General features: G+C 72.6%; 14 protein-coding genes. 3 read left to right on the top strand and 11 right to left on the bottom strand.

Annotation, left to right across the window (positions count from 1 at the left end):
* Positions 1-745 precede the first annotated feature (745 nt).
* Positions 746-3133, bottom strand: a complete 2388-nt coding sequence (locus tag D3272_RS20925) for a transglycosylase domain-containing protein (protein WP_129221161.1) — start codon at positions 3131-3133, stop codon at positions 746-748.
* A 211-nt stretch (positions 3134-3344) separates the two neighbouring features.
* Here D3272_RS20925 and purD point away from each other — a divergent pair, with 211 nt between their 5' ends.
* Entirely contained in the window at positions 3345-4646 is a 1302-nt protein-coding gene (gene purD / locus D3272_RS20920) for a phosphoribosylamine--glycine ligase (protein ID WP_129221240.1), read from the top strand.
* Here the strand turns inward: purD and D3272_RS20915 are convergent.
* Both D3272_RS20915 and D3272_RS20910 read right to left on the bottom strand, forming a co-directional pair.
* Complete coding sequence (locus tag D3272_RS20915) at positions 4614-5195, bottom strand: GNAT family N-acetyltransferase (protein WP_129221160.1); 582 nt, start codon at positions 5193-5195, stop codon at positions 4614-4616. The two genes, purD and D3272_RS20915, sit on opposite strands and share 33 nt — an antisense overlap.
* Positions 5196-5204: 9 nt before the next feature.
* Positions 5205-5879, bottom strand: a complete 675-nt coding sequence (locus D3272_RS20910; protein ID WP_129221159.1) for a glutathione S-transferase family protein — start codon at positions 5877-5879, stop codon at positions 5205-5207.
* Between the two features lie 222 nt (positions 5880-6101).
* Here D3272_RS20910 and D3272_RS20905 point away from each other — a divergent pair, with 222 nt between their 5' ends.
* A complete protein-coding gene (locus tag D3272_RS20905; RefSeq protein ID WP_129221158.1) occupies positions 6102-7622 on the top strand; it encodes an alkaline phosphatase family protein in 1521 nt (506 codons plus the stop codon).
* A gap of 40 nt (positions 7623-7662) precedes the next feature.
* Here D3272_RS20905 and D3272_RS20900 read toward each other — a convergent pair whose 3' ends face one another.
* The 6 genes from D3272_RS20900 to D3272_RS20875 all read right to left on the bottom strand — a co-directional run bounded on the left by D3272_RS20900 (position 7663) and on the right by D3272_RS20875 (position 16024).
* Positions 7663-8874 (bottom strand): lytic murein transglycosylase, encoded by a 1212-nt coding sequence (locus D3272_RS20900; protein WP_129221157.1) that lies wholly within the window; start codon positions 8872-8874, stop codon positions 7663-7665.
* A gap of 267 nt (positions 8875-9141) precedes the next feature.
* Complete coding sequence (locus D3272_RS20895) at positions 9142-9399, bottom strand: hypothetical protein (protein ID WP_207210273.1); 258 nt, start codon at positions 9397-9399, stop codon at positions 9142-9144.
* A gap of 92 nt (positions 9400-9491) precedes the next feature.
* A complete protein-coding gene (leuD, locus tag D3272_RS20890) occupies positions 9492-10097 on the bottom strand; it encodes a 3-isopropylmalate dehydratase small subunit (protein ID WP_129221156.1) in 606 nt (201 codons plus the stop codon).
* A 123-nt stretch (positions 10098-10220) separates the two neighbouring features.
* Positions 10221-12104, bottom strand: coding sequence for a peptidoglycan L,D-endopeptidase MepK (locus tag D3272_RS28075; protein ID WP_245496707.1), 1884 nt, complete (start codon positions 12102-12104; stop codon positions 10221-10223).
* A 260-nt stretch (positions 12105-12364) separates the two neighbouring features.
* Positions 12365-14320, bottom strand: a complete 1956-nt coding sequence (locus tag D3272_RS20880) for a L,D-transpeptidase family protein (protein ID WP_129221155.1) — start codon at positions 14318-14320, stop codon at positions 12365-12367.
* A gap of 234 nt (positions 14321-14554) precedes the next feature.
* Positions 14555-16024 carry a sigma-54-dependent transcriptional regulator gene (locus D3272_RS20875; RefSeq protein WP_129221154.1) on the bottom strand — a complete coding sequence of 490 codons (1470 nt, stop codon included), beginning with the start codon at positions 16022-16024 and terminating at the stop codon, positions 14555-14557.
* 178 nt (positions 16025-16202) lie between these two features.
* Here D3272_RS20875 and D3272_RS20870 point away from each other — a divergent pair, with 178 nt between their 5' ends.
* Positions 16203-18047, top strand: coding sequence for a M3 family oligoendopeptidase (locus D3272_RS20870; RefSeq protein WP_129221153.1), 1845 nt, complete (start codon positions 16203-16205; stop codon positions 18045-18047).
* A gap of 40 nt (positions 18048-18087) precedes the next feature.
* Here the strand turns inward: D3272_RS20870 and apaG are convergent, their stop codons facing one another.
* Positions 18088-18480, bottom strand: a complete 393-nt coding sequence (gene apaG / locus D3272_RS20865; RefSeq protein ID WP_129221152.1) for a Co2+/Mg2+ efflux protein ApaG — start codon at positions 18478-18480, stop codon at positions 18088-18090.
* A gap of 54 nt (positions 18481-18534) precedes the next feature.
* The gene (locus tag D3272_RS20860) at positions 18535-19755 is read right to left on the bottom strand and encodes an O-succinylhomoserine sulfhydrylase (protein ID WP_129221151.1); all 1221 of its coding nucleotides are present in this window, start codon (positions 19753-19755) and stop codon (positions 18535-18537) included.
* Positions 19756-19795 lie beyond the last annotated feature (40 nt).

Raw genomic sequence — 19795 nt, 5'->3', positions numbered from 1 at the left:
ACGGCACCGTCACCGCAGGACGACCGGGTCAGGCCTCGCCGAGACGGCGATGCGTCGCCCGCAGCAGTTCCGGCAGGCTCCCGGGCTCGTCCTAGGCGTGGCCGGCGCCTTAGAGCAGTATCGGCTTTCTCCGAGTCGCCTTGGCGGCTCCAAGCCGATGGAACTGCTCTCGCTTCGAAGTTGGAGCGCATTCGCCGAAGGCGAAAGCGCTCTAGACCAGGCGGAACCCGGCCTCGGGCCAGGGCACCGTGCTGGTCTCAGGCTGAGCAGGCCGGCGTGGCGAGGTTGTAGCGCCCCTGGATGATGACGCCGGGAATGCCGCGCAGCCGACCGGCATCGCCCAGCAGCCGCCCCTCCGCCAGCAAGCCGCCGTCGACGAAGCAGTGGCTCTCGCTGCGGGCGAAGGCCAGGGCGAAGCGGTCCTCGGCGTATTGCCCGCTTCAGGCCGGGTTGGGCAGCAGGTTGGTGCGGGCGGGGTCGAACGGGCGACGATGGTCCGGGGCACACCCCGCATCCGGGCCGCCGTGGCGGAACACCGCCGGCCGACCCTCGGGGTGGCCGCAGAACCCTCAATGGATCCGGTGGCCGTCGCCGATATCGAGCAGGCCGGAGCGGTGCGGCTCGATCGGAGGGCCGAGGGGCGTCGGGGTCGCATCGCCGGTCAGGCGCTTCGCTCCGCTGCCTCGCCGCTTCGGCCCTTCCGCCTCCGCCGGAACGCGCCCGGAGCCGGGCGGCATCGGCTTGGCTACCCGCCGAAGAGCTTGTCGAGCAGGCTGCGGTCGTCCCCCGACGCCGCGGCGCGGCGCGGGCGCGGCGGAACCTCCTCGGGCACCACCGCCGGCGGCAGCGGGTCGTCGCTGTAGCGGGGGTCGTCGACGCCGGGCGGCGGGGCCGCGGCCGCGATGGAGCCGGTGGTGGGGGGCGCCCCCCCGGAGGGCGCCGCCGCGGGCGCGGGGCGAGGCGCCGGCGTGCTGCCGCCGCCGAGGAAGGCGTTGGTGCGGTCGATGAGCGAGGCCAGCGGGGTGCCGTCGGATGCGGGCGCGGCCGGGGCGTGCCAGTCCCCGGGCAGCGGCACCGGCACGGTCCCCTTCAGCGCCACCTTCATGAAGCGGCTCCAGGCTTCCACGGGCAGGTTGCCGCCCGACGCCTTGCGGGTGGGGGTGCCGTCGTCGTTGCCGAACCACACCCCGGTGACGAGGCGGCTCGTGTAGCCCACGAACCAGGCGTCGCGCCAATCCTGGCTGGTGCCGGTCTTGCCCGCCGCCTGCCAGCCAGGCAGCTCGGCCTTGCGGGCCGTGCCGGTCAGCAGCGTTTCCTCCATCATGGCGTTCATCATGCCGACGTAGACCGGGTCGACGGCGCGGCCGAGGTTGGCGTTGCGGCGCTGGTAGAGCAGCTTGCCCGACGTGGTCTTCACCCGGGTGATGATGTGCGGTTGCACCGCGATGCCGCCGTTGGCGAAGGGCGCGTAGGCGGCGGTGAGCTCCAGGGGCGAGACTTCCGAGGTGCCGAGGGCGATCGAGGCGTTGGGCTGCAATTCGGAGGCGATGCCGAGCCGGTGTGCGGTCGCCACGACGGTCCTGGGCCCGACCTCGACGCCGAGCCGCACCGCGACGGTGTTGAGCGACAGCGACAGCGCCTTGGTCAGCGTCACGGGCCCGAAATATTCGCGGCTGTAGTTCTCCGGGTGCCAGCCCTTGATGGTGATGGGCCCGTCCTCCCGCACCGAGTCGGGCGTCAGGCCGGCTTCCAACGCCGACAGGTAGACGAAGGGCTTGAACGAGGACCCGGGCTGCCGCTTGGCCGAGACGGCGCGGTCGAACTGGCTGTCGGCATAGTCGCGCCCGCCGATCAGGGCCTTGATGGCCCCGTCGGGCGCCAGCGACACCAGAGCGCCCTGGCTGACGCCGTATTTGCCGCCGCCCTTGTTCAGCGTGTCGACGAGCGCGCGCTCACCGGCCGCCTCCAGCGCCGGGCTGATGGTGGTGGTGACGACGATGTCCTCCTCGACGGCGCCGATCGTGTCGTCGAGCATGTCCATCACGTAGTCGGCCGCGTAGTTCACGTCGCCGTTGCCGCGCTCCTTCACGGCATGGGCCGGATGGGCCAGCGCGTCGCGGGCCACGGCATCGGTGACGTAGCCCTCCTCGCGCATCGCGCCGATCACCTGCGCGGCGCGGTCGATGGCGCCCTGCGGGTTGCGGTTGGGGGCGAGCTTCGTCGGCGCCTTCATCAGCCCCGCCAGCATGGCGGCCTCCGCCACCGTGACCTTGGCGGCGCCGTGGCCGAAATAGTGCAGCGCCGCCGCCTCCACCCCATAGGAGCCGGAACCGAAGTAGACGCGGTTGAGGTAGAGTTCGAGGATCTGGTTCTTGGTGTATTTGTGCTCGAGCCAGATGGCCAGGATGGCTTCCTGGATCTTGCGCGACAGGGTGCGCTCCTGGGTCAGGAACACGTTTTTGGCGAGCTGCTGGGTCAGCGTGGAGCCGCCCTGCACGCCGCCGCGGTGGACGAGGTTCGCCAGCAGCGCCCGCGCGATGCCGGCGGGGTCGAGGCCGTGATGGAAGAAGAAGCGCCGGTCCTCGATGGCCACGAAGGCCTTGGGCAGGTAGGCGGGCAGGTCCGCCAGCCGGATGGCGGCGCCGCCCGTGTCGCCGCGGTTGGCCAGCGGGGTGCCGTCGTCGCCCTGGATGGCGATGTTGGGGGGCCGCTTGGGCACTTCGAGCGTGTCGATGGGTGGCAGCCGGCTCGCCTCGTAGACGACGGTGCCGGCGGCGCCGAGCGCCCCCCAGATGCCGAGGATGAGGCACCAGTAGACGAGGTGGCCGAACAGCCCGCGCCGGCGGCGCAGCCGAGGGCCCGTGCCGCGCCCTCCCGCGCCCCCGCCGCCGCCCGAACCCCTGCGGCCCGAACCGCCGCGCTCGCGGCTCACGTCGATCTCGCCACGGCGCGGCCGGCGGTCGTCGGCCTCGGAAAAGGTGGGCTCGCGCCGGTCGTCGCGGGCGGCGCGGGGCCGGGCGCGGGCGCCGGCTCGATCCTCGGGGAAGGCGCGCAGATCGCCCTGGCGATCCTCGCCGAGACGCGGCTCCCGGCGCTGGGGTCGTCCGCCATCCCTGTCCCGCCCCCTCGCCATCGCGCGCCTTGCATCCCTTCACGGCCCCCGACCCTGTCGACGCTAACGGCGGCGAATTAAGGGCCGGTGAAGCCATGCCGTGGCCGGGCCGGGGGATGGCGCCCGGCGCCGGGCCGCCGCCTTCGGGCAGCGCTTTTTGAACCCGCCGGAGATCCGTGGCACAAGCCGCCACCACCTCACGCGCGGGAACCTCACTCCAGTGGCCGACAGAATCGACGTCCTCATCCTCGGCGCGGGCGGCCGCGAACATGCCCTCGCGGCGGCCCTGGCGGGCAGCCCGCGCCTCGGCAGGCTGCTCGTCGCGCCCGGCAACCCCGGCACGGCCGCCATCGCCACCAACCTGGCGCTGGACCCGACCGACCCCGCCGCCGTGGTGGCGCTGGCCCGGCGCGAAGCCGTCGGCCTCGTCGTGGTGGGCCCGGAGGCGCCGCTGGTCGCGGGCGTCGCCGACGCGCTGGAGGCGGCCGGCATCCCGGTCTTCGGCCCGTCGCGCGCCGCCGCGCGGCTCGAAGGCTCGAAGGGTTTCACCAAGGACCTCGCCCGCGACTTCGCCATCCCGACGGCCGGCTACGGGCGGTTCGACAGCCGCGAGGCCGCCGAGGCCCATCTCGCCGCCATCCCCTACCCCACCGTCATCAAGGCGGACGGGCTCGCGGCCGGCAAGGGCGTGGTGATCGCGGCGGACCGCGCCGAGGCCGCCCGCACGCTGGAGTTCATGTTCGGGGGCGGCTTCGGCGTGGCCGGTGCTTCCGTGGTGATCGAGGAGTTCCTGGAGGGCGAGGAACTGTCCTTCTTCGCGCTCTGCGACGGCACCCGCGCCCTGCCCTTCGCTTCGGCGCAGGACCACAAGCGTGTCGGCGACGGCGACACCGGACCCAACACGGGCGGGATGGGGGCCATCTCGCCCGCCCCGGTGCTCGACGCTGCGCTCGAAGCCCGCATCATGGCCGAGATCGTCGTGCCGACGCTGCGCGGCCTCGCGGAGCGAGGCACGCCCTTCAAGGGCGTGCTCTTCGCCGGCCTGATGCTGACGGCCGCGGGACCGAAGCTGATCGAATACAATGTCCGCTTCGGCGACCCCGAGACCCAGGCCTTCCTGCCGCGGCTTGACCAGGACCTGCTGCCCCTGCTCGACGCCGTGGCCCGCGGCGCCCTGCCGGAGGGGCCGGTGCGGTTCAGGCCGGAGGTCGGCGTGTCGGTGGTGGTGGCGGCGCGCGGCTACCCCGACGCGCCGCTGAAGGGCACCGAAATCCGCGGGCTCGACGCCGCCGCCGCGGCCGAGGGCGTCACGCTGTTCCACGCCGGCACCCGCGCCGAGGACGGCCGCATCCTGGCCGACGGCGGCCGCGTCCTCACCCTCACGGGGCTCGGCCCCGATGCCGGAGCGGCCCGCGCCCGCGCCTATGCGGCGGTGGACCGGCTCGACTGGCCCGAGGGCTTCTGCCGGCGCGACATCGGGCTGCGCGGGGGCGCTGCGGGTTCATCCACCGGGGGCGGCCGCAGCGGAGCCTGACGCCGCCGGACGCTCGACCAGCATGTCGACGTGGGGCAGGTCGCGGCCGAGGGCGAGGTTGTGCCGCGTCGAGCGACCGACCTCGCGGAAGCCGAGCTTCCCGAGCACCCGGCGCGAGCGCAGGTTGCCGTCGAAATAGCCCGACAGGACGCGCGCCCTCCCCTCGGACCAGGCCTGGTCCAGCATGAGCCCGGCCGCCTCGGTGGCATAGCCCCGGCCCCAGAACGGCCGTCCCAGCCAGTAGCCGAGCTCGACATCGGGCGCATCGGCCCGGGCCGCCAGTCCGCCGACGCCCGCGAGGGCGCCTCCCGCGACCGCGATGCCCCAGCAGGTCTCGCGCGGGGCGATCTCGGTGAGGAAGTAGACGGCGTCGGCGAGCCGGTAGGGATGGGGGATGCGGCTCGTCCAGCGCACGACCTCGACATCGTCGAGGAGGGCCGCGATGGCCTCGGCATCGCCGGCCTGCAGGGGCCGCAGCACGAGCCGGTCCGATCGCAGGGTGGTGGCGGCGATGCTGCGGGGAAGGTCGGATCCGGGCGGCTCATCCATGCGAAGGCCTCACGGGTCGGCGGGGTTCGGGGCCGGCGCCCCGGGCAGCTGCAGGGCTTCGCGTCGGAACGCCCTTTGAACGGCAGGCCGCAGGGCCATGCGACGGGCATGGGCCGACCAGGTCGGACAGGCCTGCTCGATGTCGAAGCCCAGCACGGGGCCGCGTCCCCAGGTCCAGAACACGACGAGATAGGCGTCGACGACCGAATAAAGCTCGCCGAGGGCCCATGGCCCCGGCCCGATGGCCCGGTCCACGTCGCGCCAAAGGTCCCGGCACGCTTCGACGCCCTTGGCGCGCACGTCCTCGAGGGCAGCGTCCGAGGTGGCGTAACGCTCGGCGCGGCGGACGTGGGCGTAGGCGACATGGACGGTGGAGGCCAGCCAGCCCAGCCACTCCGTCGCCCGGGCCTGCTGGCGCGGGTCCTGCGGCCAAAGCCGCCCATCCTCGCCCGTCCGCGCGATGAACTGCAGGATGGCCGGGTTTTCGGTCAGCACCCAATCGTCGACCGCCAGAGCCGGGACCCGTCCCTTGGCGTTGATGGCGAGGTAAGGGGCGCGCCGGTGTTCGCCGGCCTTCGTGTCGATCGGGATCGCCTCGAAGGGAAGCCCGACCTCCTCGAGCGCGATGTGGGGCGCGAGCGAGCAGGCCCCGGGCGCATAGTACAATGTGGTTTGCGATGGCATGGGACGTCAGTTCACCTGCGGGCAGCGACGCCGGATTGTAACCGTGCCACTCCCGCGAGTCCCACCGCAATGTCGCCCGCGGACGTCCGTCGTCCGGCACGGCGAGGTCGGACCGGCACGCCGGCCGCCAGGCACGCCGGCGGTCGAGCACGTCCGCCGTCATGCACCCGTCATGAGCCCTGCCTAGCCCATCCCCACCATCCTCGCAGGGACGATTCGATCATGACACAGTTCGGCCGCGCGGCCGCGGGCGCCCTCGCCCTCCTGTCCACCACCGCCGCCTTCGCCGCCCCTGCGCCCTACGCCCACGTGCTGCTGATCAGCATCGACGGGATGCATGCGGTCGACCTCGCCGAGCACGCGGCCCGCCATCCGAACGGCGCCCTGGCCCGGCTGAGCCGGGCCGGGGTGACCTACCGCCAGGCCATGACGCCGCTGATCTCCGACAGCTTCCCGGGCCTCGCCGCCCAGGTGACGGGCGGCGGCCCGGCCACGACCGGCGTCTACTACGACGACAGCTACGACCGGACGCTGTTCCCGGCCGGCTCCGGCTGCAAGGGCGAGGCCGGGACGGAAGTCCCCTTCGCGTCCGAGATCGACGTCGATCCGAAGCGCGCCGATGCCGGCGGCACGATCGGCAAGCCCATGACGCAGATCGACGCCGCCAAGCTCCCGCTGCGCCTCACCGGCACGGTCTGCGCGCCGGTCTACCCGCACGACTACCTGCGGGCCAACACGATCTTCGAGGTCGTGCACGGGCACGGCGGCCGCACCGCCTGGGCCGACAAGCACCCCGCCTACGAGTGGCTGGCCGGCCCATCGGGCCAGGGGCTCGACGAGCTCTACGCCGTGGAGCAGGACGCGCTGATCCCCGGCACCAAAGTCAAGACGACCGGCTCCTTCGCGGCCGAGCGGGACTTCGACGAGAAACACGTGGCGGCCGTGCTCAACATGATGCGGGGCCTCGACGGCACGGGCGCCGGCAAGGTGGGCGTGCCGGCCCTGTTCGGCATGAACTTCCAGGCCGTCAGCGTCGGCCAGAAGCTGCCCAAGGCCGGCCCCGGCGACCCACCGGAGGCCAAGGGCGGCTATGCCGACGCCTCGAGCCGGCCCAACGACGGGCTCGCCGCGCAGTTCGACTATGTCGACGGCGCGCTCGGCCGGCTGGTGGAGGGGTTGAAGGTCAACGGCCTCGACGGCACGACGCTGATCGTCCTGTCGTCCAAGCACGGCCAGTCGCCGATCGACCCCGCCGGCCTGCGGCCGACCGACGACGCGCCCTACGAGAAGCTCCCCGGCCATGCCTTCCACGACGCCGACGACGGCGCCCTGATCTGGCTGAAGCCCTCCGAACGGGCCGCGAAGCTGCCCGAGGCCCTCGCCGCGCTGGAGAAGGACAGGGCCGCGCTCGGCATCGGCACGCTCTACCCGCCGGCCGCCGTCGCGGCGCTCTTCGCCGACCCCGCCACCGACAGCCGCGCCCCGGACATCATGGTGGGGACCGACCCGGGCGTCGTCTACACGTCGGGCAAGAAGGGCGCCGAACACGGCGGCCTCGCCCTCGAGGACCGCAACGTGCCGCTGGTGGTGGCGGGCCCCGGCATCGCGGCCCGGACCGTGGCGACGCCGGTCGGCACCGCCGAGATCGCCCCGACGATCCTGAAGGCGCTGGGCTATGTGCCGGAGGAGTTGCAGGCCGTCAAGGCCGAGAACACCCGCAGCCTGCCCGGCCTGCCGTTCTGACGGAGCAGAGGCGGGGGCGTGCCCCCCGCCGGCCGCCCCTTCACCGCCCGTCCTGCAGGGCCTTGAGCACGCTGGCGCTGGCGCGCCCGTCGGGCTTCACCCCGAGGGACTGCTGGAAGGACGCGATGGCGGCGCGCGTCTTGGTGCCCATGACGCCGTCGCGGTTGCCGATGTCGAACCCCTTGCCGGCCAGCCGTTCCTGCAACTCGCGGCGTTCGACCCGGGCGAGGCCGGGGTCGTCGGTCGGCCAGGGCGTGGCGAGCGGGCCGCCGCCGCGCAGGCGGTCCGACAGGTGGCCGATGGCCAGCGCATAGATCTCGGCGGCATTATAGGCGAAGACCGCCTCGAAATTGCCCGTCACCAGGAAGGCGGGACCGTTGCGGCCCGCCGGCAGCAGCAGCCCGGCGCTGCCGGCCCCGAGCGGCGCGCCGTCGACCCGCTTCACGCCGCGCGCCGCCCAGAACGCCATGGGGTGGTGGGCCTTGCGGCCGGCCGGGCCGGAATAGCCGGGCGGCAGCCGCACCTCCATGCCCCAGGGCACGCCCGTCACCCAGCCGGACTTGCGCAGGTAGTTGGCCGTGGAGCCGAGCGCGTCCGGCACGGAATCGATGATGTCGGCATGGCCGTCGCCGTCCATGTCGACGGCATTGCGGGCCAGGGTGGAGGGCATGAACTGCGTTTGGCCGAAGGCACCCGCCCAGGAGCCGACGAAGCGTTCCGGCTTGGTATCGCCGTTCTGCAGGATGGACAGGGCCGAGAAGAGTTCGCCCTCGTAGTAGCGCGGCTTGTGGCCGTAGCAGCTCAGGGTGGCGAGCGACTGCACGATCGGCCGATAGCCGAGGTTCTTGCCGTAATCAGATTCGACGCCCCACAGCGCCACCAGCACGTAGCGGCTGACCCCGAAGCGCGCCTCGATGCGGCCGAGCGCGTCGCCATAGCGGGCCAGCATAGCCTGGCCGTCATCCACCCGCTCCTGGTCGACGAGGCCCGCCATATAGTCCCAGACCGGGGTGGTGAACTCGGGCTGTTCGTCCTGGAAATGCAGCACGTCGTTAGGCTGCATCCCGGCCGTGACGGCATCGAACGTCGCCGCCGAGATACCACGCGCCGCCGCCGCTCCCTTGAGCTGCGCCAGGCAGGCGCCGAAATCCGGTTGGGGCGGCGTCTGTGCCGCCGAGGGGGTGGGCGACAGGGAGGTCGCCCACAGCCCTGCGGCGGTGAGGAAGGACCAGGCGACGCGGTTCGGCCTCATGCGGGTGCTCCGGGGACCTTCGGCGACGGTCGGAGGCCGAGGTTAACAGAAAGTCCCCGAAGCTGGGAAGGAACTCGCCCGCACCGTGCGGGCCGCCGGGAGCCGGTACCGCCCGCGTCGCGCGCCCGCCACGTGACGGCAGCGGCACGGACCCCCCCCGGAGCGACTTCGCCTTGGGCGAACTCGCTCCAGGTCGGGACCGCGCGCCACCTCATCGCCCTCGAACCGCCGAGGCGATCCCAGGGCGACGCCTGCGGAGCGAACCGTTCAGCGCTTCTTGCCGTCGATCTCGTCGTCCTTCACCTCGTCCTCGTCCGCCTCGTCGTCGCCGGCCTCCTCGCCATCGATCTCGTCGGCGGAATCGTCCTGCGACAGCAGTTCGTCGAGCTTGTCGACGATGAGGTCGACCTGGTCGCGGGTGGCGCTGAGCTCCAGCACCTGCCCGCCCTCATCCTCGATGTGCAGGTTGAAGCCCTCGCCGGCCTCGGTGACGGTGAACTTCGCGAGCTTTTTCGTGGCGGCCATGGGGCTGTCCTCTCGGTGAAATGCCGGGTCCAACGCGCCCGCGGCGTCCCGGTTCACCCGGACGGACGGCCGCGCCGCCGCAGGGGCGGCGGTCAGACCCAGGGACGCGTCCCGGCCGCGGCCGATTCGAAACTCTCGATCGCGTCCGTCCGCGACATGGTCAACCCCACGTCGTCGAGGCCTTCGAGCAGGCAATGCTTGCGGAACGGGTCGATGTCGAAGTGGATCGCGCCGCCGTCGGGACCGCGGATCTCCTGGGCGGCGAGGTCGACCGACACGCGGGCATTGGCGCCGCGCTCGGCATCGTCGAACAGCAGGGCGAGTTGCTCGGCCGTCACCACGATCGGCAGGATGCCGTTCTTGAAGCAGTTGTTGTAGAAGATGTCGGCGAAGCTGGTCGAGATCACGCAGCGGATGCCGAAATCCAGCAGCGCCCAGGGCGCATGTTCGCGCGACGAGCCGCAGCCGAAGTTGTCGCCCGCCACCAGGATCGTGGCGCCGCGATAGGCGGGCTGGTTCAGCACGAAGGCGGGATCGTCCGAACCGTCGTCCCGGTAGCGCATCTCGGCGAACAGGGCGCGGCCGAGCCCCGTGCGCTTGATGGTCTTGAGGTACTGCGCCGGGATGATCTTGTCGGTGTCGACGTTGTCGATCTTGAGGGGCGCCGCGACGCCGCTGAGGTGATCGAACTTCTGCATGGACGCCCTGCCTTCCTGCCGCGGGCCGCCCCGACGAGGGGCGTCACGCGCCGCGGAGGCGTGTCATGCGGGTTTCAGGCACGCCGGTCAACGTCCGGCCGGCGGGCCCGCCGGCCCGCGCCATCAATCGTCGGCGGTGGCCGGGACGGGGCGCTTGTGCAGCGTGGCCGTGCTGACGCGCTCCCCGCCCGATACGGCGGCGCCGGAGAAGCGGTCGGTCGGCAGGTCCGTCGCCTTGGCACCGAAGCCGCGGCGCGGCGCGGCCGTGCCGTCGGCGGCCAGCGCCGCCAGGCTGGCCTGGGCGGCCGGCCGCAGGGCCGAGACCGCCGATCCCATGCCGGCCCGGGCCGGCAGGCGCTCGGCCCGGGTGGTGCCGGTCAGGCTGTGGAAGTTCGAGCGGTCGAGGCGCGCCGCCACGAGCTGGGGCCGGGCCACCGGCAGCGGGACGCCGGCGGCGGGGGCCGGCGGGGCGAAGGCGAGGACCCGCGGCGGGGTCGCCTGCCCCAGGCCCTGGGTGATGGCGGCCGGCAGGTTCGGCCGGGCCAAAGCAGCGTTGAGCGCGACGGCACCGATGCGGGGCGCGCCCGGCGGCGGCGCCCGGTCGGAGCGGCCCGTCTCGGAGGGGCGCAGGGGCGGCACGGGCGCGACCGGGCCGGCGGAGGCGAGTTCCACGGGCCGCCGCGGCGGCAGCGGGGTGGCGCCGCGGCCGGTCGGCTCGGGATCGCGCGGGGGCGAAGCCGGCGCCGCGACTTGGGATGCAGACTGGGCCTGCGCCTGGGCCTGGGCCGCCCGCTCCTGAGCGGCGACCTGCGCGGCCGCCTGGGCCTCGGCCGCCGCCTGAGCCTGGGCGGCCTTGGCCTGCGCCTGGGCGGCCTTGGCCTGTTCCTGCCGCTGCATTTCCTGGGCGAGCGCCTGCTGCGCCTCGGGGCTGATCGGCTCGGCCATCGGCAGGCTCGCCACCTCCGTGCGGCCGCGGGTGCCGCGACGGGCGGGCTGGGCGGCGACCGGCACCGGCGCGGCGGCCGGCGCGTCCGGCTTGGAGTCGAAGAAGGAGAACAGGTGGACGCCGGCATCCTTGCCGGTGTTGGTCAGGCCCTGGTCGGCGGGGTCGCCGCCCGTGCTGCCGACCGGCGCGGGGTCGAGGGCCGCCACCTGCGTGGCGCCCCGCCGCCGGGGCGCGGGGGCGCTGTCGCGCGGTACGCCGCCGTCACGGGCGGCCTCGCCGTCGCCCTCGTCGTCGCCGCCGCCGAACAGCCAGGCGAAGAAGCCCTTCGACTTCACCTCGCCGGCGGTGGGATAGCTGAAGCTGTCGCCACGCTGCTCCAGTTCGGCGCGGGCCATCTCGTAGCCGGGCAGCGGCTGCCCGTTCGACGGGATGTGGACCGTCTTGCCGTCGGGGAAGAGGCGCGACAGCTGGTCGTAGCTCATGCGGGGCCAGTGCCGCACGCCGCCGACGTCCATGTGGACGAAGGGCGTTCCTGCCGTGGGATAGAAGCCGACCCCGCCGCGCTGCAGCCGCATGGCGATCTCGCGGATCTTCGACATCGGCACGTCGACGTAGTGCTGGTCCATCGCCTTGCCCAGGATGTGCTGGGAATGTTCGGCGACGGACCGCGACGCACGGCGCAGCATGGAATTGGTTTCGGGCGAGCGGTAGGCCGACATCACCTCGATCGGCTGGCGCGAGCCCGACTCGCGATACACTTCCCAGATCGTGTCGAAGAGCTTGGGGTCCATGTGGGTCGGCTCGTCGCGCCGCCAATCGCGCAGGAACCAGTTCAGCTTCTCGAGGACGATGGGATCGTAGCGCCCGTCCACCATGTAGGTGGCGTCGATCGCTTCATGCGTGTGGGCATGGTGCAGGTGGATGGTGCGGGTGTCGCCGTTGGCTTCGGCGGTCTCGGTCGCACCCGGAGCGAGGAGGATGGCGGCGCCCGTCACGGCGGCGAAGAGTGTGGGCAGAAGGCAGGAAGCCTTCAGCCAGGATCGCTCGCGCCATGCTTTCAATGCGGAACTCGCTCGTTTGGCGCTGCGGCTCCGGAAAGCCACGCGCAATGACCGAACCGATCTATTGTCGGACGACGTTAACGATTCGTGAGCCCCGTGGCCAGAGGGCCGGTTCCGCGGCTGTTCCTGTCTCCATAGCGCCACGCGGCGGGAAAAAGAAGCCGCAATCCCGCGCGGCAGGGCCGCCGTCCGGCGCCCTGGCAACGGCGCACCCTTCCCCGGGGACGCGATGGCGCCTCAGCCGCGGGGCCGCTGCGGCGTCAGCCCACGAGGCCGAGCGCCGCCCGCACCTTGGCGGAATAGCCGTAGATGTCGTCGCGCAGGCGCAGCTGTCCGGTCTCGTCCACGAAGGCCGTGAAGTAGTTCATGTGGACCTGCACGGGACGCGGCAGGTTCACGGTGCGCTCGGCGCCGCCCACCATGGACTCAACCCGGGCCTCGCTCCAGCCCCGGTCGCGCCCCAGCACCGCCTCGGCGAGCTTGAAGGGCTGGTCCACGCGCACGCAGCCGTGGCTGAGCGCGCGGTCCTCCCGCCCGAAATACGACCGGGCATTGGTGTCGTGCAGGTATACCGAGAACTTGTTGGGGAACATGAACTTGATGCGGCCCAACGCATTGCTGTCGCCCGGCGGCTGGCGGACGTAGGTTTCGCCGTTGCGCTGCACCACCTCGTAGCCGTGGTCCTCGAAGTAGTTCGGGTTCGCGGCGAGCTTGGGCATCATCTCCTTGTTGACGATGGAGAGCGGCACGTTCCAGTAGGGGTTGACGATGATGAACTTCATCGTCTCGGAGAAGACGGGCGTCTCGTGGTCGGGCTTGCCCACCACGACGCGGGCGTGGTGCACGAGGCGGTCGCCCTCGAAGACGTCGAGCGAGTAGTCGGGGATGTTGACCGCCACGTAGCGGGCGCCGAGGTCGCGCGGCAGCCAGCGCCAGCGCTCCATGTTGGCGATGATCTCGTCCTCGAGGCGCTTCGGCTGCCCGCCCGAGAGGCTCGCCACGGTGCGGGCCGTCAGCACGCCCGACGCCGGCAACCCGTGCGCCCGCTGGTAATCCGCCACCGCGCTCGCCACCCGCGTGTCGTAGACGAGGCCGTCGCCGCCCGCCGCCGCGATGTCGAGGCCGAAGCGCGCCCGCACCAGCGGCACGCGGGCATCCGTCATGCCGGGCTTCAGCGCCGGGCCGGCCGGGATGGGGCCGCGCTCGGCCATGTCGGCGCCACGCCGCATCTCGGCGAGCTTGGCGCGCAGCAGCAGGTAGCCGCGATGGGGCGGGTTGAAGCCGCGCAGGGCTTCGCCGGCGTCCGCGGCGTCGCGCAGCGCCGCCAGAACCTTGGCCGGGCCGGCGACCTCCGGCCGGACCGCCACTGATGGGCCGATCCGGGCCGGGTCGACGCGCCCCCCGCTCGCCTGGCGGGCGTAGTCGACCACGGCTTCGGTGAGCGAAAGCTCGGCCGTCGCCAGGGCGGCGGGGTCGCCGCCGTGCGGCACCGTGACGGGCGTGGCCCGCAGGTCGAGCCCGTCCTCGGCGGCATGGTCGATGCGCGCCAGGGCGGAGCGCGCCGCGCCATCGAAGCCGCCATCGACGATCCAGAGGGGCGCGAAGCCGCGAGCGGCGTAGAAGTCCCGCACGGCCGCGCGGGCGTCGAAGCGCTTCTCGTCGGCCACGGCGGCCGGGATCGAGCGGAGCCCGCGCAGCGGTTCCGGCCCGACCCAGGCCTCGATGGCGTGCTGGAGCGTGGTGGCGTCGAGCAGCGGCAGGTCGGGCGAGGCAGGGCCGTAGGCGAGCGGATCGGGCCCGGCCGGCGACGCCACGGGCGCCGCCGCCGGTGCCACCGGCCCGGCGGCACCGGCCCTGCCCGTCGACACGGAGCCGGTCGGGAGCGCGTCGCCGGTGGCGGCCAGCATGGGCCCGGGTCCGGCATCGGGCCAAAGCCCGCCGCCGCCGCCGCTCGTCGGCGCATAGGCGTCGAGCACGCTGCCGGGCTCGGCCACGAGCCGCGACATGGCGGCCCGGGCGCCGTCGCCGGGTTCGAGGTCGGCGGGGTCGGGCAGCATCGCGCCGTGGCCCGTATCGCCCTGGCCCGTACCGCCGTGGAGCGCGGCTTCGCGATGGCGGCGCGGGCCGGCCTCGGCCTGCCCCGGCAGCAGGAGCGTGCCGACCAGCAGCAGGGCCGTCGACGTCAAGAGAGCGGCATGGCCGCGCTGCGCTTTCATCCCGGATGAACCCTTTGTCGAAATCGCGGAGCCCGAAAGACGTGCTTGGGGCCGCAAGGGCGCTTGCGCCCAGGGGACAGGTGAAGCGTGCCCCCGCCCCGAAAGCAACGGAGATGGGCCGAAAAGGCGGGTGGAGACGCCGATTGGCACGGCACCGTGGTGCCGCGATGACATGGCAGCGCGATGCCGGGACGACCGGGCACCGCCGTGCCGGGACGACGGGCCGGCGGCCGGTCAAGCGGCGGCTTCGTCGCCCTCGTTCAGCCCGAAATCCTTCATCTTGCGGTACAGGGTCGAACGTCCGATCCCGAGCTTGCGGGCCATCTCGGACATCTGCCCGCGGTAGTGCGACAGGGCGAAGCGGATCAGCTCGGCCTCCATGTCCTCCATGCGGCGCACGTCGCCGCATTCGTCGAGCAGGCGCATGACGTTGGGGTCGCGCACCTCCACCCTGACGATCTCCCGCTCGACGGAGGCCGGCACCATGGCGGGGGCGGCCGGCACGCGGACGTCGAAGCCTTCGACCTGGGCGGCGATCTGCGGGAACTCGGCCACGCCGAGTTCGCCGCCGTCGGCCAGCACCACGGCCCGGAACAGCGCGTTCTCGAGCTGGCGCACGTTGCCGGGCCAATCGTAGCGCGACAGCAGGGCCAGGGCTTCGGCCGAGATGCCGGTGATCTTCTTGCCTTCCTCCGCGGCGAAGCGGGCGGCGAAGCGCCGGGCGAGGTCGGCCACGTCGCTGCGGCGGGAGCGCAGGGGCGGAATGGTGATGGGGAAGACGTTCAGCCGATAGAACAGGTCCTCGCGGAAGCGCCCCTGCTTCACCAGCTCGATGAGGTTCTGGTTCGTCGCCGAGACGAGCCGGACGTCGACCTTGGTGGAGCGCTTGGCGCCGACCGGGTCGACCTCGCCCTCCTGCAGGGCGCGCAACAGCTTCACCTGAGCGTCGAGCGGCAGTTCGCCGATCTCGTCGAGGAACAGCGTGCCGCCGTTGGCCTCGACGAACTTGCCGAGATGCTTCTCGGTCGCGCCCGTGAAGGCGCCTTTCTCGTGGCCGAACAGGATCGATTCGATGAGGTTCTCGGGCAGCGCCCCACAGTTCACCGGGACGAAGGGCTTGCCCTTCCGGTCCGACGAGCCCTGGATGGCGCGCGCCATCAGCTCCTTGCCGACGCCCGACTCGCCCTCGATCAGCACGGGAATGTTGGAGCGCGCCGAGCGTTCGCCGAGGCGGATCGCCCGGCCCATGTCGTCGCTCTTGGTCACGATGTCGCGGAAGGTCAGCGCGCCCGAGGCGCGGCGCGTCATGCGGCGCACCTCGTCCTCGAGGGCATCGAAGCGCAGCGCGTTCTTGATCGACACCGACAGGCGCTCGGCGCCGACCGGCTTGACCACGAAATCCACCGCGCCCGCCCGCATGGCGGCGATGACGGTGTCGATCGTGCCGTGGGCCGTCTGCACGATGGCGGGCACGGGGATCTTGCGGTCGCGCAGGCCCCGCAGCACCGCCATGCCGTCGACCTCGGGCATCGACAGGTCGCAGATGATGAGGTCGATGGGCTTCAGGTCCGGCGCGTCGAGCCGCGCCAGGGCCGACGCGCCGCCTTCGACGACTTCGGGCTCGTAGCCGAACCGGCGCACCGTGGCTTCGAGAAGCCGGCGCTGGACGGGGTCGTCGTCGACGATGAGGATGGTGGCGGTCATGCGTCCCCGATGCCGTGGACTCGACGCCGCCGGCAGGGTCACCATCGGACACGAGGGTAAACCGCGCCTTAACGCCGGGGCGGGGCAGCCCGGCCGTCGACAGCCCCGTGACGGCGCGATGCGATGAGCCTATGGGGACGGCCCAGAGACCGCGCCACGACCAGGACACGCCAGACCGATGATCGCTTCACGCCGTCGTCCAGCCTTCCACCAGGCCCGTTCAGCGGCCGATGCCGAAGCCCTCGGCGCCGTGCCGCGCTGGAGCCTGGCCGACCTCTACGCCGGCATGGAGTCCGCCGCCTTCGCCCGCGACCTCGACGCCGCCGGGCGCGACGCCGAGGGTTTCGCGGCGGACTACCGCGGCCGCCTCGCCGAACGGGCGGCGGCGGAGGACGCCGGAGCCGGCCTCGCCCGGGCCATCGCGCGCTACGAGGCGCTCGACGAGGCGCTCGGCCGCGCCGCCTCCTACGCGCAGCTCCTCTACGCCGAGGACACGTCGGACCCGGCCCGGGCCAAGTTCATGGCGGATGCGCAGGACCGGGTGACGGCCGTGTCGTCGAACCTGATCTTCTTCACCCTGGAGATGAACGCCCTGCCCGACGCGACGCTGGACCGGCTCGCCGCGGAGGGACCGCTCGCCCGTTACCGTCCCTGGCTCGACGACATGCGCAAGGAGCGGCCGCACCAGCTCGACACCAAGCTCGAGCAGCTGTTCCACGAGAAGGCCGTGACGGGCCGCGCCGCCTGGACGCGGCTCTTCGACGAGACCATCACGGCCCTGCGCTTCGACGTGGACGGCGAGGCCCTGGCGCTGGAGCCGACGCTGAACCTGCTGCAGGACCCCGACGAGCGCCGGCGCGAACGGGCCGCGGCGGCGCTGGGCGAGACGCTGGCGGCGCACCGCCGGACCTTCGCGCTCATCACCAACACGCTCGCCAAGGACCTCGAGATCGCCAACCGCTGGCGCGGCTTCGAGGACGTCGCCGACTCGCGCCACCTCGCCAACCGCGTGGAGCGCGACGTGGTGGATGCGCTGGTTCAGGCCGTGCAGGCCGCCCACCCGCGCCTGTCGCACCGCTATTACCGCATGAAGGCGCGCTGGTTCGGCCGGGAGCAGCTGAACCATTGGGACCGCAACGCCCCCCTGCCCTTCGCGCCGCCCGCGACCGTGCCCTGGGCGGCGGCGCGCGACACGGTGTTGGACGCCTACCGGGGCTTCTCGCCGCGCCTCGCCGACATCGCCCGGCGCTTCTTCGACGAGGGCTGGATCGATGCCGAGATCCGCCCCGGCAAGGCGCCGGGCGCCTTCTCGCACCCCACGGTGCCGGCCGTGCATCCCTACGTGCTGATGAACTACCAGGGCCGGCCGCGCGACGTCATGGTGCTGGCGCACGAGCTCGGCCACGGCGTGCACCAGACGCTTGCCGCCCCGCAGGGCGCGCTCATGGCGCAGACGCCGCTGACGCTGGCCGAGACCGCCTCGGTGTTCGGCGAGATGCTGACGTTCCGGGCCATGGTGGCCCGGGCCGAGACGCCGGAAGCCCGCTTCGCCCTCCTCGCCGCCAAGGTCGAGGACATGCTGAACACCGTGGTGCGGCAGGTCGCGTTCTATTCCTTCGAGCGCCGGCTGCACGAGGAGCGGCGGTCGGGCGAACTGACGGCGGAGCGCATCGGCGAGCTGTGGATGTCGGTGCAGGCCGACAGCCTCGGGCCGGCGATCCGGCTCGGCCCCGGCTACGAGACCTACTGGTCCTACGTGCCGCATTTCGTGCACTCGCCGTTCTACGTCTACGCCTATGCCTTCGGCGACTGCCTGGTGAACTCGCTCTACGGCGTGTTCCGGGCCGCGCCCGACGGTTTCGCCGAGCGCTACCTGGCGCTGCTGGCGGCAGGCGGGTCCCAGCACCATTCCGAATTGCTGAAGCCCTTCGGGCTCGACGCCCAGGACCCCGGCTTCTGGAGCATCGGCCTCGGCGTGATCGAAGGGCTCATCGACGAGCTGGAGCGCCTGCCGGCCCCGTGACGGCGGCTCCGCCGGCCCGGCTCGGCGAGAGACGGGCACGTCAGTTCAGGACGCGCCGGGTCTGCGGCGAGTCGAGCGAGAAGGCCGGGATCTCCGCGTCGAAGGAGCCGCCGCCGTCGTCGACCATGCGGTAATGCCCCTCCATCACGCCCGACGAGGTGGAAAGCGGGCATCCGGACGTGTAGCGGAACGTTTCGCCCGGGTTGAGCACCGGCTGCTCGCCCACCACGCCGAGGCCGCTCACGGTCTCGACCTTGCCGGCCGCGTCCGTGATGACCCAGTGCCGGGCCACGAGCTGGACGGTGCGGCGGCCGAGGTTGGCGACTTCGATCGTGTAGGCCCAGACGAACCGCCCCTCGTCCGGCTCCGATTGGTCGGCGAGGTATTGCGGGATGACGGTGATCTGGATGTCGCTTGTGACGGCTGTGTACATGGCGGCACCTGTTCGATGCCGCCGACTATGCCGCAGCCCGGCGCGCCCGTCACGTCATTCGGCGGCCTTGGCCAGGGGAATGCCCCGTGCCGCGGCGTCGAGCGCGCCGCGCAGGTCGTCGATGAGGTCGTCGGCGTCCTCGAGGCCGACCGACAGCCGCAGCATCCCTTCCGAGATGCCGAGCCCCTCGCGCACCTCCCGCGACAGGCGCTGGTGGGTGGTGGTGCCGGGATGGGTGACGAGGCTCTTGGAGTCGCCGAGGTTGTTGGAGATGCCGATGATGCGCAGCGCATTCGCCACCCGGAAGGCGCCGGCCTTGCCGCCCTCGACCTCGAAGGCGATCAGCGTCGAGCCGCCCTTCATCTGGCGCTGCGCCAGGGCGTAGTGGGGATGGTCGGGGCGGCCCGGGTACAGCACCCTGGTGACGCCCGGCATGCCGGCCAGGGCGTCGGCGATGCGCCCGGCCGAGGCGGTCTGGGCCGCCACCCGCACCGGCAGGGTTTCGAGGCCCTTGAGCAGCACCCAGGCGTTGAACGGCGACATGGAGGGGCCGGTCTGCCGCAGCAGGTTGTGGACGTGCTTGTCGATGAAGTCCCGGCTCGCCAGGATCACGCCGCCGAGGCAGCGCCCCTGCCCGTCGATGTGCTTGGTGGCCGAATAGATGACGCAATCGGCGCCGAGCGCCAGCGGGCTCTGCAGCAGCGGCGTGGCGAAGACGTTGTCGACCACCAGCGTGGCGCCGCCCGCATGGGCGATCTCCGCCACGGCCGCGATGTCGACGAGGTCCAGCGTCGGGTTGGTGGGCGATTCGAGGAACAGCGTCCGGGTGTTGGGACGCAGGGCGGCGCGCCACTGGTCGAGGTCGTCGCCGTCCACGAGGGTGGATTCGACGCCGAAGCGCGGCAGCAGGTCTTCCACGATGTAGCGGCACGAGCCGAACAGCGCCTTGGCGGCGACCACGTGGTCGCCCGCCTTCACCTGGCCCATCATGGCCGCCGTCACGGCCGCCATGCCGGACGCGGTGGCGCGCGCGTCCTCGGCGCCTTCGAGCAGCGCCATGCGCTCCTCGAACATCCGCACGGTCGGGTTCGAGAAGCGCGCGTAGATGAAGCCGGGTTCCTCGCCCTTGAACCGCGCCTCGGCGGCCTCGGCCGTCTCGTAGACGAAGCCCTGGGTCAGGAAGAGCGCCTCGGAGGTCTCGCCGAACTGCGAGCGCATGGTGCCGCCATGGACGAGGCGGGTGGCGGGGCGAAGGGTGGCGGACTTGTCGGTCATGGCGGGCTCGCGCTGTGTCGTGCCTCCGTCATACGCCGAC

It is taken from the genome of Lichenibacterium ramalinae (assembly GCF_004137085.1).
Classification (GTDB): domain Bacteria; phylum Pseudomonadota; class Alphaproteobacteria; order Rhizobiales; family Beijerinckiaceae; genus Lichenihabitans; species Lichenihabitans ramalinae.
The sequence above is the reverse complement of the archived record's forward strand: the minus strand, read 5'-3'. Positions and strand labels throughout refer to the sequence as shown.

What these genes read in the sequence shown, in the direction of transcription:
- D3272_RS20915 (WP_129221160.1), bottom strand. Translation starts at nt 5,195, where the DNA reads ATGGATGAGCCGCCCGGATCCGACCTTCCCCGCAGCATCGCCGCCACC.
- D3272_RS20905 (WP_129221158.1), top strand. Translation starts at nt 6,102, where the DNA reads ATGACACAGTTCGGCCGCGCGGCCGCGGGCGCCCTCGCCCTCCTGTCC.
- D3272_RS20880 (WP_129221155.1), bottom strand. Translation starts at nt 14,320, where the DNA reads ATGAAAGCGCAGCGCGGCCATGCCGCTCTCTTGACGTCGACGGCCCTG.
- leuD (WP_129221156.1), bottom strand. Translation starts at nt 10,097, where the DNA reads ATGCAGAAGTTCGATCACCTCAGCGGCGTCGCGGCGCCCCTCAAGATC.
- D3272_RS20910 (WP_129221159.1), bottom strand. Translation starts at nt 5,879, where the DNA reads ATGCCATCGCAAACCACATTGTACTATGCGCCCGGGGCCTGCTCGCTC.
- D3272_RS20925 (WP_129221161.1), bottom strand. Translation starts at nt 3,133, where the DNA reads ATGGCGAGGGGGCGGGACAGGGATGGCGGACGACCCCAGCGCCGGGAG.
- apaG (WP_129221152.1), bottom strand. Translation starts at nt 18,480, where the DNA reads ATGTACACAGCCGTCACAAGCGACATCCAGATCACCGTCATCCCGCAA.
- D3272_RS20870 (WP_129221153.1), top strand. Translation starts at nt 16,203, where the DNA reads ATGATCGCTTCACGCCGTCGTCCAGCCTTCCACCAGGCCCGTTCAGCG.
- D3272_RS20860 (WP_129221151.1), bottom strand. Translation starts at nt 19,755, where the DNA reads ATGACCGACAAGTCCGCCACCCTTCGCCCCGCCACCCGCCTCGTCCAT.
- D3272_RS20900 (WP_129221157.1), bottom strand. Translation starts at nt 8,874, where the DNA reads ATGAGGCCGAACCGCGTCGCCTGGTCCTTCCTCACCGCCGCAGGGCTG.
- D3272_RS20875 (WP_129221154.1), bottom strand. Translation starts at nt 16,024, where the DNA reads ATGACCGCCACCATCCTCATCGTCGACGACGACCCCGTCCAGCGCCGG.
- D3272_RS20895 (WP_207210273.1), bottom strand. Translation starts at nt 9,399, where the DNA reads ATGGCCGCCACGAAAAAGCTCGCGAAGTTCACCGTCACCGAGGCCGGC.